Origin of the sequence: Algibacter sp. L3A6, from assembly GCF_009796825.1 — a bacterium.
GTDB lineage: Bacteria > Bacteroidota > Bacteroidia > Flavobacteriales > Flavobacteriaceae > Algibacter.
Map to the genome: position 1 here is coordinate 1,191,251 of NZ_CP047030.1, position 15,558 is coordinate 1,206,808.

Genomic DNA, 15,558 nt, shown 5'->3' on the forward strand with positions numbered 1-15,558 from the left:
ACGTTTGTGAGTTGCTACCTTATGTCTCTTACGTTTTTTACCACTTGGCATAAATAGAGTGTTTTAAAATTAATAATTCTGTAATACTGAAGCGATTCCAGTACTTGTGTTTTTATTTTACGTCTACATTTGTCTTAACGCCTTCTACAAATACTTTTGCAGGCTTAAATGCAGGGATGTTGTGTGCAGGTATTTTAATGGTAGTGTTTTTTGAAATATTTCTACCTGTTTTTTCTGCTCTAGTTTTTATGATAAAGCTACCAAAACCTCTTAAATATACATTATCTCCACCTTCTAAAGAAGTTTTTACCTCTTCCATGAATGTCTCAACAGTTGCTTGAACATCTCCTTTTTCAATTCCTAACTTCTCAGAAATTTTTGCTACTATATCAGCCTTTGTCATTATTGCTATTATTTTTAATGTTACTATAAATTCTAAAAGGGATGCAAATATAGGAATTAAATTTTCAATATTTCAAACCTAATTCATTAAAATTTAAGATTATAAACGTTTATTTTTGCAGCCGCTATAAATTCAATTATGATATTCTCAAAAATTTTAATTAACTGGTATTCAATAAATAAGAGAGAACTACCATGGCGAAAAACAACAAACCCTTTTTATATTTGGCTCTCTGAAATAATTTTACAGCAAACTCAGGTTAAGCAAGGGTTACCGTATTATGACGCTTTTACCGCTAAATACCCCACAGTTTTCGATTTAGCAAACGCAAATGAGGACGATGTTTTAAAACTTTGGCAAGGCTTAGGGTATTACTCTAGAGCACGAAATTTACACGCTACAGCAAAACACGTGGCAACCAACCTAAATGGCAACTTCCCAAACACCTATAAAGAACTCTTAAAACTAAAAGGTGTTGGCGATTATACCGCAAGCGCCATAGCTTCTATTTGCTTTAACCAAGTTGAGGCTGTAGTAGATGGTAACGTTTACAGAGTATTATCTCGCTATTTTGGAATTTCGACACCTATAAACTCTACTAAAGGTTCAAAAGAATTTAAATTACTTGCCCAGAAATTAATAGACAAGAAACAACCAGCAGAATTTAACCAAGCTATTATGGAGTTTGGTGCTACACAATGCAAACCTAAAAGTCCAGATTGTAGTCTATGCCCTTTTAGTAAAGGTTGTATTGCTTTTAATAAAAACTTAATTGGCGAGTTACCGGTGAAAATTAAATCGGCCAAGGCCAAAAAAAAGCATTTCAATTTTTTGGTTTTTATTTCTGAAGACGAGCAAACCATTTTACAACAACGCCAAGGTAAAGGTATATGGCAAAACTTATATCAATTTCCTTTAGTTGAAACTGAAAGCACTGTAGATCCAAAAAGCTTTAAAACCCTAATAAAAACCCACGAATTACTAGCAAATCAAAAATTTGAATTACTCCTATATAATAAGGATGCTATTGTGCACAAATTATCGCACCAGCATCTTTACACTCAATTTTGGATTGTTAATATTGAAAAACTCCCTGTAAATGGTATTCCTATGGAAAACATTCGTGATTTTGCTGTCCCTATTTTAATTGGTGATTTTATTGAAGCTTTTAATTTTTAACTAATTAATACGCGCAAACAACATTTTTTTATTAATTTTAGAAAAAGGAATATAAAATCCTTTTTTGCAAAAATAACAATCCACTTCGGTTGATTTAAAATAAAGATAAATAGGAATTATTTATCTATTTTTGCTTTCTCTTAAAACAAGAAATTATGTCTGGAACATTAAATAAAGTTATGCTAATTGGGCATTTAGGCGACGAAGTTAAAATGCACTACTTTGAAGGTGGCGGCTGTGTTGGTCGTTTTCCTTTAGCAACTAACGAAACATATGTTAGCAAACAAACCAATGAACGTGTTACAAACACCGATTGGCATAATATTGTTGTAAGAAATAAAGGCGCAGAAATTTGCGAAAAATATTTAAGCAAAGGCGATAAAGTATATATTGAAGGCCGATTGAAAACCAGAAAATGGCAAGACGAAAAGGGTAATGATAGATACTCTACCGAAATACAATGCAGCGATTTTACTTTTCTTTCAACTAAAAAAGAAAGTGAAAGTAATGCCAACAACGCACCTACACAACAAAAACCTGCTCCCGCGAGTCCACAACCAGCAAGTAAACCCATTGAAGACACCGATGACGACTTACCATTTTAATTTTATTCTCGATGCTTTTTCGAGAACCCTGTGTTTAACTAAAACTCAAGCTCTTGGATCCTGACCCCACAAGTTTAATTAGTTTATTTGTAGCGATAGATTTTTCTGTTGCCTTAGGATACTTGCTATTATTTTTACTTTTATTTTGCTCTGCTCTTATTTCAGGAGCGGAAGTCGCTTTATTTTCATTATCAAAATCTGATATTGAAGCCGATTTGGAAGCAAAATCTAAACGTATTCAAATTATTTTACAACTTCTAGAACGTCCAAAAAAACTATTAGCTACTATTTTGGTTGCCAATAATTTTATAAATATTGCCGTTGTTATTTTATTCGCCTACCTAAGCAGTAGTTTATTTGAAGGTATTGCAAACCCCGTTTTAAAATTCACTTTAGAAGTTATTATTGTAACTTTCTTAATTTTATTATTTGGCGAGATTTTACCAAAAATTTATGCAAGCAGAAACAACTTAAAATTTGCCAGTTTTATGGCATATCCGTTAAGGGTTTTAGATGTTCTACTTTCCCCTATTAGTTTACCTATGCGCAGTGTAACATTAGCCATACACAGCAAATTAGGTAGACAAAAATCGAATTTAAGTATAGATCAATTATCGCAAGCTCTAGAACTTACTAGCGAAGAAGATACTACAAAAGAAGAACAACGTATTTTGCAAGGCATTGTATCTTTTGGAAACACAGATACCAAACAAGCCATGCGCCCTAGAATAGATATTTTTGCTCTTAATATTGATCAAAAATACATGGATATTATGCCCGAAATTGTAGAAAACGGCTATTCTAGAATCCCAGTTTATCAAGACAATATAGACAACATAAAAGGTATTCTTTACGTTAAGGATTTACTTCCTTTTATTGACAGAAAACAATTTGATTGGGCCACCTTAATCCGTGAGCCATTTTTTGTTCCTGAAAACAAAAAACTAGATGATTTAATGGCGGAGTTTCAGGAGAAAAAAGTCCATTTAGCAGTTGTTGTAGATGAGTACGGAGGAACTTCGGGTTTAATTTCTTTAGAAGATATTATTGAAGAAATAGTTGGAGATATTAGTGATGAGTTTGACGATGAAGATTTAAAATATTCAAAACTAGACGATAACAATTACGTTTTTGAAGGCAAAACAGCTTTAAAAGATTTTTATAAAATTATTAAAATTGAAGATGAAACTATTTTTGAAGACCATAAAGGTGAAGCAGAAACAGTTGCAGGCTTTGTTTTAGAGATTTCAAAAAGTTTCCCTAAACTCAACAGTAAAATAAATTTTAAAAATTACGTTTTCACTATTGAGGCTTTAGACAAAAAAAGAATAAGACTCGTTAAGTTTACAATAACATAATTATGAAAAAGTTTTACGTGTTTTTTTTAGCCATAGCATGCTTATCTTGTAATGAAGATTACATACCTAAACCAAAAGCTTTTCTAAGCTTAGAGTATCCGGCAGCAAGTTATTCTAACGCGCAATTAGAAGCGCTACCTTTTACGTTTGAAACAAATGCATTAGCTGAACAAATTAAAGTAAAACCACTACGTGCTTCAACGGAAAGTTACGGTCTAAACATAGAATATTCAACATTAAAAGGCACCATTTTTCTAACCTATAAAGCTATTGAAAACGATAAGAAAAACTTAGCCGATTTTATTGAAGACGCACAAAAGCTAACACTAGAACATACCAAGAAAGCTGATGAAATTCCTGCTTATCCTTATGAAAACAATGAACGTAAGGTTTATGGATTGTTTTCTGAAGTTATAGGAAACGTTGCATCTCCAGCACAATTTTACATTACGGATAGCGTAAACCACTTTTTAACCGCTTCACTTTACTTTAAAACAAAACCAAATTACGATTCCATACTACCAGCATCACACTATTTACAAAATGATATGAAACGCATTATGGAAAGTATAAAATGGAAATAAAAAAAAACGCTTCAGTTTAAAAAACCAAAGCGTTTAAATATATTATTAAGTAAAAGTATTAAGCTTTTTTAGCACAACAAGCCTCTTTACAATCGGCAGCGCAACTCATTTTATCTCCTTCTTTTACACCAGCAGTACAACAAGATTTTTCACATCCTGGTTCACATGCTTTTGCTGTTTCTTTTCCTGTTGAAAAAGCATCTACAGTCTTCATATCTTTTACGCTATACATATCAGCAACACTTGCTACTGTTTTAGTAAGAGATTCTGGAGAAACTTTAGCTTCATCATATTCTACCATTGCTAATTTTTTATCAAAATCAACTTTAGAAGATTTTACACCTTCCATCTTAGCTATTTTTTTCTCTATAGTTGCTGCGCATCCCATAGCACATGTCATCCCTTCAATAGTAAATTCTGCTTTAGCATAAGTTGTATTCGGATCTAACTGAGCTACAGCATCACTAGCATGCTCAACCGTTTTTACTTCAGCTTTAGCTTCATTCTTACAACTAAATGCAAAAACTGTAACCACTGCAAGCATTAAAATATTTTTTATCATTTTCATAACTAGTTTTTTAAATTTATTGAAAAACAAAATTACTAAATACTTGTTATTTAGAGCATAGAATTGATATTTTTTATGATTCTTATAACAGAGTGATTACAATATTTGTAATCAAAAAACATTTAAATATTATGATAAATCACAATTTTTCACGAAATTGAAAAGGACTAAACTATAAAAACCATGAAAAAAATATCGCTCTCACTTAGGTTCGGACTCGTTACAAGTGCTGTATTAATTGCATATTTCTTGCTTCTCGGGCTATTCGATTTACATAAAAACCCACTGTATAGTTTATTTAATTCTGTAATTACTGGTTTTGGTATATATGAAGTTATACGCCTACGTAAATTACAAAACATTAACACCTTTAGTTATGGCGAAGGTTTTAAAACTGGAGTTTTCACTGGTTTTATAGCAACTTTAATTTTCACATCTTTTTTTTTAATTTACTCTACTGAAATAAATCAAGACTATTTACCCGCACTTACCAATTCCATGAACGGAAACTTCAATATTAACGCGGGTTTAATTACATTTATAGTTGCCGTAATGGGTTTAGCCACAACAGTAGTTTCTGCCTTTGTAATTATGCAACGCTTTAAAATAAGCCGAAATATGCCTGAAAAAGAATAAATCGTTTGTAAATTAATTAATTAGCAGTATATTTGCACCCGCTTATGGATAAAATAAGCACATTTTATAAACAAATTAATTAATAAAAACGTTACGCTATGTACGCAATTGTAGAGATAGCAGGGCATCAATTTAAAGTTGAAAAAGACCAAAGAGTTTTTGTTAACCGTTTAGCAACAGAAGAAGGTAAGGAAGTTTCTTTCGACAACGTTCTTTTAATTGCAGATGGTGACAACATAACTGTAGGCGCCCCAGCTATAGATGGAGCACAAGTAAGTGCTAAAATCTTAAGACACCTTAAAGGCAATAAAGTTATTGTTTTCAAAAAGAAAAGACGTAAAGGTTACCGTGTAAAAAATGGTCACCGTCAATCTTTAACGGAAATCGTAATTGAAAGTATTGCTACTTCTGGAGCTAAAAAAGCTGCACCAGTAAAAAAGGCAGAACCAAAAACCGAAGCTAAGCCAGCTGCTAAAAAAGCAACAGGAAAAGCAGACGACTTGAAAAAAGTTGAAGGTATTGGACCAAAAATCGCTGAAACTTTAGTTGCTGCAGGAATTGCAACATTTGCTGAATTAGCAAAAACTGAAGCTTCAAAAATTTCTGAAATCATCGCTGATGTTCGTGGAAACCACGTAACTGACACATGGCCAGCACAAGCTCAATTAGCTGCTGATGGTAAATGGGATGAGTTGAAAAAATGGCAAGACGAATTAGATGGTGGTAAAGCTTAATTGCTGAATTACTTAAGTATAACAATATAAAACCTTAGATCATGGCTCATAAAAAAGGAGTTGGTAGTTCGAAGAATGGTAGAGAATCAGAATCAAAACGTTTAGGCGTTAAGATATTTGGTGGACAAGCTGCTATTGCTGGAAATATCATTTTAAGACAACGTGGTAACACGCATCACCCAGGTGAAAACGTATACCAAGGAAAAGATCATACATTACATGCATATGTTGATGGTCTTGTAAAATTTACTAAGAAAAAAGATAATAAATCTTACGTTTCTATCGAGCCTTTCGAAGCTTAGAAATTAACGTTCTTAATAAAATAAAAACCCTTTCTGGAAACAGAAAGGGTTTTTGCGTTGATAAAAATCAATATTTACTAAATGTTCTTTTAATGTTAACTACATATTAAAAGACAGATTTTTCTTCCGTACAGTTAACATTAACTTAAAAAAGACATAATCCAATTTCATTCTCATTTTTATTATTTCGTCGAGACAAAATAACTAACAATAATCATGAGAAAAAACAATGCAATTTTAATAATAGCGCTACTACTTTCGTTGATAGGAATATCTCAAGAAGGTAATATTCAAGGTGTTATTACAGATAGCGATGGATTAAAAGTACCTTTCAGTAATATTATAATTGAATCTTTAAAAAAGGGAACAATTTCCGATGTTGACGGAAACTTTACACTTGTTGGAGTTCCTGCTGGTAACCAAATCGTAACAGTAAAATATATTGGCTATGATGATAGTAGCGCGGAAGTTAATGTAAAACCAGACGCAACTTCAACTTTAAACTTCACTATTACTCCAAAAGCATTAGAACTAGATGGTGTAACTATTACAAGTTATGTAAGCGGACAAGCAAAAGCACTTAATGCGCAGAAAAACAAACAAAACATTACCAATGTAGTTTCTACAGATCAAATTGGTAAATTTCCAGATGCTAATATTGGCGATGCCATAAAACGTATACCAGGCATCACCATGCAAGTAGACCAAGGAGAAGCTAGAAACATTATTGTTCGTGGTTTAGCTCCACAACTAAACTCTGTAACTTTAAATGGTAGCCGCATACCTTCCGCCGAAGGCGATAACCGTAATGTACAAATGGATTTAATTCCTGCAGACATGATTCAGCTTATAGAAGTTAGCAAAGCAGTAACACCAGATATGGATGCCGATGCTTTAGGTGGCTCGGTAAACCTGGTAACAAGAACGTCTCCAGAAGGTTTCCGTGTATCAGCTACAGCAGGATCGGGTGTTAACTACATCTCGAATAAAAAAATACTTAATGGTTCTTTTTTAATAGGAAATAGAAGCGATAACGGAAAATTTGGATGGATGCTTTCCGCATCGGTAAACGATAACGATTTTGGAAGTCATAATTTTGAAGCCGAATGGGAAGATGAATTTGAATATAACGCAAATGATGACGAAGATAATTTAGAGGAGGTGGTAGTTAATCCTTATGCAAAAACCTTTGAAATTAGAGATTATATTGTACAACGTACACGACGTAGTTTTTCGGCTAACTTAGATTATAAACTAGATCAAAATAACAGCATCTATTTTAAATCTATTTACAACTGGAGAGACGATCGCGAAAATAGGTTTAGATTAGAACATGAAATTCTAGACGGTGAAGATATTGAGCCAGGTGATTTCACAGTAGATTCAAATGGTAACTTAAGCATGTTTCCGGTAGAAGCAAAACGCCAAACTAAAGGTGGTATTGACAACGACAGAAACCAAAACACCAGACTAGAAGACCAACGTATGCAAAACTATAACATTGGTGGTGCACACTTAGTTAATAAATTACAAATAGACTGGATGGCAGCTTATTCTAAAGCTTCTGAAGAGCGTTTAAACGAGCGCTACCTAGAATACGAAAGTGAGTACACCATTAACTATAACAACGACTCTAGACACCCTCTATTTACTCCAGTTAACAATAACGATGCACTTTACAATAGCTTTGAATTTGGTGAATTAACCGAAGAAAACCAATACACCGAAGAAAAAGATTTTAACGTTGTGGCGAATTTCAAGTTACCTTTAAATTTATTTGGCGATAATAACGGATCATTAAAATTTGGTGTAAAAACAAGATTGAAAAATAAAAACAGAGATAACAATTTTATTGAATATAGCCCAGAAGACTCAAGCTTCGATCTATTAGGCGGTATTCCAACTAGGAATTACAGCAATCCAGATTTTTTAGCAGGTAGTCAATATGCTATCGGGTCTTTTGCAACGACCGAGTTTCTAGGACAATTAAATCTTAACGATGCGACTTTATTTGAAGCTGAAGATTTACCAGAAGAATACCTAACAGCAAACTTTGACGTCGATGAAAATGTGTTTTCTGGCTACGCTATGACGAGCCAACAAGTAACCGAAAAACTAAACGTTCTATTTGGTATTAGATTAGAACACACAAGTATTAACAGTACAGGAAACGAAATTATTTTTGATGAAGATGGTGATTTTGCAGGAAGCAATAGTGTTACAGATAAAAACTCGTACACCAATGTTTTACCTGGTTTACACTTAAAATACGACTTAACAGAACAAACTGTGTTACGTTTTGCTTGGACCAATACTTTGGCAAGACCAAACTACATTGACCTTGTTCCGTTTAGAGAAATAAACAATGAAGATGAAGAAATTAAGTTAGGAAACTCAGAACTAGATCCAACAACATCTATGAATTTCGATGTTATGGCAGAACATTATTTTAAATCTGTTGGTATTATTTCTGGAGGTGTTTTCTACAAAGATATTCAAGATTTTATTTATGTTTTTCAATATGAAGATGAAAATGAATACGAAGTTTACCAACCTTTTAATGGGGACCAAGCTTCTATTTTAGGATTTGAATTTGCGTTCCAACGTCAGTTGGATTTCTTACCAAGTTTTGCAAGAAACTTAAGTGTTTACTTAAATTACACTCATTTATCATCTAGCGCAGATGGCATTAGAAATGAAGATGGCGAAGAACGTACAGATTTAGATTTACCAAATACAGCGCCAAATATGTTTAACGCATCGTTAGCTTATGCAGACAAAAAATTTAACGCTAGGCTTTCTGGTAATTATTCAGGAGCTTATGTAGATGAAATTGGCGGTCGTGCTTTTGAAGACCGTTATTACGACAAACAATTTTTCTTAGATTTTAACGCTGGTTATAAATTCAACAAAAATCTAAGTATTTACGCAAGTTTAAATAACATAACAAACCAGGCTTTACGTTATTATCAAGGTGAAAAGTCGAGAACTATGCAGTCTGAGTCTTATGGACAGCGCTTAACTTTTGGCTTGAAATACGATCTATTTAAAAGAAACTAAACATAATGAATTACAATAAAATAATATTACTAGGAAGCTTAACATTATTAATTGCATGCGGCACTCAATTTCCAGAAATTGCACCAGATGTTATTACAGAAAACACACTTCACGACACTGATGACCCTGCCATTTGGGTAAACCCGAACGATGCTTCAAAAAGTATCATTTTCGGAACAGATAAAGAAACAAATGGCGCTATTTACGCCTTTGATTTAGATGGAAAAATTATAGAAAATAAAACCATTAGAAACATAAAACGACCAAACAATATCGATTTAGAATATGGTTTTAAACTTAACGATTCTACCCAAACCGATATTATCGCCTTTACGGAAAGAGAAAATAAAACCATCCGTTTGTATTCGGTGCCAGACATGAAACCTTTAGACAACGGCGGTTTCCCTGTTTTTGAAAATGAAACCACACCAGAGTTCGATGCTCCAATGGGTATTGCGCTTTATAAATCGCCGAAAACGAATGATATATACGCTATTGTTGGACGTAAAAACGGGCCAAAAGAAGGCTATTTACATCAATACTTATTAACTTCGGATAGTTTAGGTGTGCACTCAAAACTAGTTAGAACCTTTGGAACTTTTAGTGGTAAAAAAGAAATAGAAGCTATTGCTGTAGATAACGAAACTGGTATGGTTTATTATTCTGATGAGATGCACGGTATTCGTAAGTATCACGCTGAGCCATCGCAAGGAGATAAAGAAATTTATGCTTTTGGAGGTGAATATTTTGAGCGCGATATTGAAGGTATTGCTATTGCAAAATATGCCGACAAATCGTTTTTAATAGTATCTAACCAACAAGCACATACGTTTTGCATTTTCGATTTAAAAACAAATGCTTTTATTAAGGAATTAAATTTAGGAACTTTGGAAACCGACGGTTGCGACGTTACAACAGTGGCTTTAGGTGACAAGTTTCCGAATGGCGTTTTTGTTTCTATGAATGATGAAAAGAATTTCTATTTCCACGATTTAGCAAAGTTGAAATTATTAGAATAAATCCCTTTAAATTTTAATTAAAAAGGTTCTTTGAAAGTATTTCGAAGAACCTTTTTTTATGATTTTAAAATATCGCGTATAATTTTAAGATGATGATTGGTATGGATTTCTAAAAAACGAATGGTCTGCTTTTTATTGATCATTCCAAACATATGATGATTGAAATAAGCGTTTTCCGGAAGTGCTTCAAGTTTTTTAATATATGCACTAGCAACTTGTAACTGATTATGTATTTCTGTTTCTACAATCGTTTCTGGAGGTCTTACTGATTTTGGTGCTCTAGCTTTACCTCTTGGAAAAAAACCTAATTTAAATAACACTACACGCATAAAACTAAAGTTCGATTTATAGGTTTCGGGATTAGAATCTATAGCTTGCTCACTTACCGAATTAATCACTTTTAGGGCATGATCTAACTGCCAACCTACGGTAGATTTAGAAATTTGGCTATTCTTTTTATCTTTAGAAGAAACACACTTCTCCAGCTTAAATAACATTTCTGTTAAAATAATACTCATTTAATGTTAATTTAATAATTTTATTGAAAGATATTGAATAAATCATTAACTTTAGAGTATTGCGTTTGCAATTCCTTAATGTTTAATTTAATACTTACGCCTATGCTACCGTTTAGATCTGAAATTAGAAATTCCCCGAACCAGCAAGCTATCAAGATTTTTTTGAGCGATGAATCGTTAGACTCTAGAATTAAAAAGCATTTAGAACATTTTAATGAGATTGAAACCATTGAAATTACAGAAAGTATCGGACAAAATAGAGTTAGCGAAAATATTACCGTAGTTTTAAAGGATCACGCCGATATTACTAAAATGAAATCGTCTATAGATTCTAGTTTATGGTGGTATTTTGAAAAAGACCATGTGGATTAATTCTTTTTAATCTAAAGTAATACTGGAATTTTTACGTGATGTTTTACTAAGTTCGCATGTCAATTTTGAATTGAAAGTAAAAAGTAAAGCTTGAAAATACTAAACTGATATAAAAAAGTTTAAAAGCTCCAACGTCATTTCGACGCAAGGAGAAATCACATCTTACCCGAGTTTTTTCATGTGATGTCTCCTTGCGTCAATATGATAAACATAAATTTAATGATTTCTGCAGTTTTAACATTGCCGGCTGGTAACTATTGCGATAGTGATTGCAGCGGCATCCTTTTTGGTGCGAGCTAGACCTTTGTTAATTAGATTTTCTCTTTTGACGATGCCATGGCTTTATTAATTTACTAAAACTTAATGCACCTAAAAGATATAGCGGAAAGCGCGGTTTATTTTGGCCACTAAAAGCCAAAATAAAATTGCCCAAATAATACTAAAACACCGACTATGGTTTAAATATTTATTACTTTAGTTGCATGATTTTAGTTACGGGTGGTACGGGTTTGGTTGGTGCACATTTACTGTATAAATTAACTAGCCAAAAGGAAAAAGTTAGAGCAATTTACAGAAGTGAGCACAAGTTGCAACTGGTTAAAAATGTGTTTGCATCGCTTGATGTTAATGCTGAAACGCTTTTTGCTACCATTGAATGGGTTCAGGCCGACATTTTGGATGTTCCAGCACTTCTAGAGGCTTTTGGAGGTATTCGACATGTGTACCATAGCGCTGCTTTTGTATCTTTTGAGCCCAATAAATACCATCTTTTAAGACGAACAAATATTGACGGCACTGCAAATATTGTTAATTTATGCTTATCTGAAGGTGTTGAGAAACTTTGCTACGTAAGCTCGATTGCGACTTTAGGCAGCGAGTTAAATAACAAACCTGTTAGTGAGGAAACTATTTGGAATCCAGAAGCCGATAATAACGCTTATGCTATTACTAAATATGGTGCAGAAATGGAAGTTTGGCGCGGTACTCAAGAAGGTTTGGATGCTGTAATTGTAAATCCTGGTGTTATTTTAGGTTCTGGTTTTTGGGATAATGGCACCGGTAATTTATTTAAAAAAGCTAAAAAAGGGTTTCCGTTTTACACCTCGGGAACTATTGCTCTAGTTACTGTTGATGATGTGGTACGTGCTATGACAACTTTAATGAATAGTGACATTACTAATGAACGTTTTGTTTTGGTGGCCGAACATTGGACTTACAAACGTTTTTTGGAAACTTTAGCGACAGCTGTTAATGGGAAAACTCCTAAAAAACTAGCACCAAATTGGTTGCTAAATATAGGTTGGCAATTAGATTGGTTTAAAACAAAACTTACGGGTATGCGTAGGCAATTAACAAGGAATTTGGTGCGCACACTCTCTACCGATACGCAGTACAATAGCGATAAAATAAAAACAGCTTTAAATTTTGAATTTAAAGCTGTTGATGATGTTATTCGCGAGACTGGACGTCTATATCTGAAATAGGTTTAACTAATTTAGATTGTATTTTTGAAAATTTTTCGCGGTCTACACTTTCAATTTTCTCCAACACATCGTCGGTAACGGTTTTATTTTCTTCTATAATTTTATTAAATTTCTCTTTTAACAAAGTGGTGTCTAATAAAATTTCTTTTTGAAGACGTGTTTTAATAGAATCGTGAAGTTTTAAATTAGAAATAGAATCTTTTAATGTGGTTAGCATTTGTAAAGAATCTTGCTTTCTTTTTCTAGCAACTTCGGTCTCTTCTTTTTCCTCTAAGTCTTGGTAAAATATTTTTAAGGCTTCTAGACTATCTTTTACCTTTTGGTAAATTTCATCGTATTCCTTAATATTAAACGTGTAATATTCGTTGCTTTCGGCAAACTGTAAACTATCTATATTATGTTTTTCAAACACATAGGTTTCCAAATCGACACCATGGCTTTCCATAACGCGTTTATTGGCCATATTGGCCGAACCTACTATTTTTGCATCAATTAAAATATCGACCATTTTTTCCTTAGAAATTAAATTCTTAGGTTTTTTAGGCTCTTTAAATTGGAAACAAGCTGTTACCAATAGCATGATGCTTAAATATGTTAAAAATCGGTTTAAAATCATCTATCGAAAGTTAATCGTTTTGCTGCTTTTACATCGTTAAACTTGCCATTTTGGTACACTAAAGCTCCATTTAAAAACGTATGGGTTATTCTAGATTTAAAGGTGGCACCTTCAAAAGGAGACCATCCACATTTATATAAAATATTATCTTTTTTAACCGTCCATGGGTTGTTTAAGTCTACTAAAACTAAATCGGCAAAATAACCTTCTTTTACATAACCACGTTTTTCTACTTGAAATAAAATAGCTGGGTTATGGCACATTTTTTCGACTACCTTTTCAATAGAAATTTTTCCTTTATGGTACATTTCTAACATAGCAGGTATAGCATGTTGCACTAATGGTCCGCCTGATGGTGCTTTTGTGTAAACGTTATTTTTCTCCTCTATAGTATGTGGCGCATGGTCTGTTGCTATAACATCGATACGATCATCTAGTAAAGCTTCCCAAAGTTGATCGCGATCTTCTTTAGTTTTTACAGCAGGATTCCATTTAATTAATGTTCCTTTTTTATCGTAATCTTCATCACTAAACCAAAGGTGATGTATACAAACTTCGGCAGTAATTTTTTTATCTTTTAGAGGAATCTTATTACTGAATAAGTTTGTTTCTTTACCTGTAGATAAGTGAAAAACATGCAGTCTAGCACCTGTTTTTTTAGCCAATTCTATAGCTCTAGAAGATGAAATATAACAAGCTTCTTCACTACGGATAATTGGATGATATTTTAATGGAATATCGTCGCCAAATTTATCGATGTGTTCTTGTAAATTCTTTTTTATGGTAGCCTCGTCTTCACAATGTACAGAAATTACCATATCTGTACTTTTAAAAATCTTTTCTAAAACTGCTGGATCATCTACCAACATATTCCCGGTAGAAGAACCTAAAAATAGTTTTAAACCAGCAACCGATTTTGGATCAACCTTTAAAATTTCTTCTAAATTATCGTTAGTTCCACCAAACATAAACGAGTAATTAGCGTAAGATGTTTTAGCTGCTATATCGAACTTCTCCTCTAACTTTTCTACAGTTGTAGTTTGCGGATTGGTATTTGGCATTTCGATAAACGATGTAATACCACCTGCAATAGCTGCTCTAGATTCGGTTTCAATATTTGCCTTTTGCGTTAAACCTGGCTCTCTAAAATGAACCTGATCGTCGATAGCACCTGGTAAAACATATTTACCTTCGGCATCTAACACATGCACATCGGCAGATTTCGCACTTATAGAATCGTTAATTTCTTTAATGTAATTACCCTCAATTAATATATCGCCTTTTACCGTTTTTCCATCGGTAACAATATGAGCGTTTTTAATAAGTGTCGTTCTTAATTTCATAATCTTTCCTATTTTTAAATAGACTTTTTAGTTTCATTGTAATAACTCCAAAAATAGCTTCGGAAATAATGCCGCCGCTTAATTTAGAAACTCCTTTTGTTCTATCTGTAAAAATCACAGGGACTTCAATAATTTTAAATTGCTTTAAATAAGCTTTAAATTTCATTTCAATTTGAAAGGCATAACCAATAAACTTAATGGTGTTTAAATCTATAGCTTCTAGCACCTCGCGCTTGTAACACACAAAACCAGCAGTGGTATCATGAATTTGCATTCCGGTGATAATACGCACGTATTTAGACGCCCCGTAAGACATTAGCACACGATTCATGGGCCAATTTACGACATTTACACCTGTTTTGTAGCGTGAACCTATAGATACTCCCGCACCTTCTTCCGCGCAAGCGTTGAATAATTTTATTAAATCGGTTGGATTATGTGAAAAATCGGCATCCATTTCAAAAATATAGTCATATTTTTTTTCGATAGCCCACCTAAAACCATGAATATAAGCGGTACCAAGGCCCGATTTCTCTTTTCTAACTTCCAAAAACAATCGATTAGTAAATACACCCTGAAGCTCCTTAACCTTTAAAGGTGTTAGATCTGGCGAATTATCATCAACAACGAGTACATGAATGTCATCAGACTGAGCAAACACCGCTGTGATAATAGCTTCTATATTTTCTATTTCGTTATATGTTGGTATAATTACAACACTACCCTTCATCATTCTCCTTTTGAAAGCCTACAATTTTTTAGCAAATGTACATTTTT

The 15,558-nt window shown here is 33.2% G+C and carries 17 protein-coding genes; 11 read left to right on the forward strand and 6 right to left on the reverse strand.

Annotated elements, in window-relative coordinates; translation table 11 throughout:
• Positions 1-112: 112 nt before the first annotated feature.
• Entirely contained in the window at positions 113-403 is a 291-nt protein-coding gene (locus GQR98_RS05000) for an HU family DNA-binding protein (RefSeq protein WP_042496479.1), read from the reverse strand.
• A 138-nt stretch (positions 404-541) separates the two neighbouring features.
• Between GQR98_RS05000 and mutY the strand changes: the two genes are divergently transcribed.
• From mutY to gldD, 4 genes are all read left to right on the forward strand, one after another.
• A complete protein-coding gene (mutY, locus tag GQR98_RS05005) occupies positions 542-1,582 on the forward strand; it encodes an A/G-specific adenine glycosylase (RefSeq protein ID WP_159018550.1) in 1,041 nt (346 codons plus the stop codon).
• A 155-nt stretch (positions 1,583-1,737) separates the two neighbouring features.
• Positions 1,738-2,187, forward strand: coding sequence for a single-stranded DNA-binding protein (locus GQR98_RS05010; RefSeq protein ID WP_159018551.1), 450 nt, complete (start codon positions 1,738-1,740; stop codon positions 2,185-2,187).
• A gap of 53 nt (positions 2,188-2,240) precedes the next feature.
• Positions 2,241-3,545, forward strand: a complete 1,305-nt coding sequence (locus tag GQR98_RS05015; protein WP_159018552.1) for a gliding motility-associated protein GldE — start codon at positions 2,241-2,243, stop codon at positions 3,543-3,545.
• A 2-nt stretch (positions 3,546-3,547) separates the two neighbouring features.
• Positions 3,548-4,129 carry a gliding motility lipoprotein GldD gene (gene gldD, locus GQR98_RS05020; RefSeq protein WP_159018553.1) on the forward strand — a complete coding sequence of 194 codons (582 nt, stop codon included), beginning with the start codon at positions 3,548-3,550 and terminating at the stop codon, positions 4,127-4,129.
• Positions 4,130-4,187: 58 nt separating this feature from the next.
• Here gldD and GQR98_RS05025 read toward each other — a convergent pair whose 3' ends face one another.
• A complete protein-coding gene (locus tag GQR98_RS05025) occupies positions 4,188-4,697 on the reverse strand; it encodes a heavy-metal-associated domain-containing protein (protein ID WP_159018554.1) in 510 nt (169 codons plus the stop codon).
• 183 nt (positions 4,698-4,880) lie between these two features.
• Between GQR98_RS05025 and GQR98_RS05030 the strand changes: the two genes are divergently transcribed.
• The 5 genes from GQR98_RS05030 to GQR98_RS05050 all read left to right on the forward strand — a co-directional run bounded on the left by GQR98_RS05030 (position 4,881) and on the right by GQR98_RS05050 (position 10,448).
• On the forward strand, positions 4,881-5,333 hold the full coding sequence (locus GQR98_RS05030) for a DUF4199 domain-containing protein (protein WP_159018555.1): 453 nt from the start codon (positions 4,881-4,883) through the stop codon (positions 5,331-5,333).
• A gap of 98 nt (positions 5,334-5,431) precedes the next feature.
• Positions 5,432-6,067, forward strand: coding sequence for a 50S ribosomal protein L21 (gene rplU, locus GQR98_RS05035; RefSeq protein ID WP_159018556.1), 636 nt, complete (start codon positions 5,432-5,434; stop codon positions 6,065-6,067).
• A gap of 41 nt (positions 6,068-6,108) precedes the next feature.
• Positions 6,109-6,369 carry a 50S ribosomal protein L27 gene (rpmA, locus tag GQR98_RS05040; protein WP_158846950.1) on the forward strand — a complete coding sequence of 87 codons (261 nt, stop codon included), beginning with the start codon at positions 6,109-6,111 and terminating at the stop codon, positions 6,367-6,369.
• A gap of 216 nt (positions 6,370-6,585) precedes the next feature.
• Positions 6,586-9,429 (forward strand): TonB-dependent receptor, encoded by a 2,844-nt coding sequence (locus GQR98_RS05045; protein ID WP_199270266.1) that lies wholly within the window; start codon positions 6,586-6,588, stop codon positions 9,427-9,429.
• A gap of 5 nt (positions 9,430-9,434) precedes the next feature.
• Positions 9,435-10,448, forward strand: coding sequence for a phytase (locus GQR98_RS05050; protein ID WP_159018557.1), 1,014 nt, complete (start codon positions 9,435-9,437; stop codon positions 10,446-10,448).
• A 56-nt stretch (positions 10,449-10,504) separates the two neighbouring features.
• Here the strand turns inward: GQR98_RS05050 and GQR98_RS05055 are convergent, their stop codons facing one another.
• Positions 10,505-10,966 (reverse strand): DUF1569 domain-containing protein, encoded by a 462-nt coding sequence (locus GQR98_RS05055; protein WP_159018558.1) that lies wholly within the window; start codon positions 10,964-10,966, stop codon positions 10,505-10,507.
• A gap of 78 nt (positions 10,967-11,044) precedes the next feature.
• Here GQR98_RS05055 and GQR98_RS05060 point away from each other — a divergent pair, with 78 nt between their 5' ends.
• Complete coding sequence (locus tag GQR98_RS05060; RefSeq protein WP_042502502.1) at positions 11,045-11,338, forward strand: hypothetical protein; 294 nt, start codon at positions 11,045-11,047, stop codon at positions 11,336-11,338.
• A 482-nt stretch (positions 11,339-11,820) separates the two neighbouring features.
• The gene (locus GQR98_RS05065; RefSeq protein ID WP_159018559.1) at positions 11,821-12,822 is read left to right on the forward strand and encodes an NAD-dependent epimerase/dehydratase family protein; all 1,002 of its coding nucleotides are present in this window, start codon (positions 11,821-11,823) and stop codon (positions 12,820-12,822) included.
• On the opposite strand, the gene GQR98_RS05070 is transcribed toward GQR98_RS05065, so the two are convergent.
• Genes GQR98_RS05070 through GQR98_RS05080 form a run of 3 tightly spaced genes read right to left on the reverse strand, consistent with a single transcriptional unit; the run spans position 12,788 to position 15,511 of the window.
• The gene (locus GQR98_RS05070; RefSeq protein WP_159018560.1) at positions 12,788-13,438 is read right to left on the reverse strand and encodes a DUF4296 domain-containing protein; all 651 of its coding nucleotides are present in this window, start codon (positions 13,436-13,438) and stop codon (positions 12,788-12,790) included. The genes GQR98_RS05065 and GQR98_RS05070 overlap by 35 nt on opposite strands.
• A complete protein-coding gene (locus GQR98_RS05075; protein WP_159018561.1) occupies positions 13,435-14,781 on the reverse strand; it encodes a dihydroorotase in 1,347 nt (448 codons plus the stop codon). Before GQR98_RS05075 ends, GQR98_RS05070 begins: the two co-directional genes overlap by 4 nt.
• Positions 14,756-15,511: a polyprenol monophosphomannose synthase gene (locus GQR98_RS05080; RefSeq protein WP_159021086.1), complete on the reverse strand. Its 756-nt coding sequence runs from the start codon at positions 15,509-15,511 to the stop codon at positions 14,756-14,758. The genes GQR98_RS05075 and GQR98_RS05080 overlap by 26 nt, the downstream gene beginning before the upstream one ends.
• Positions 15,512-15,558: the final 47 nt, after the last annotated feature.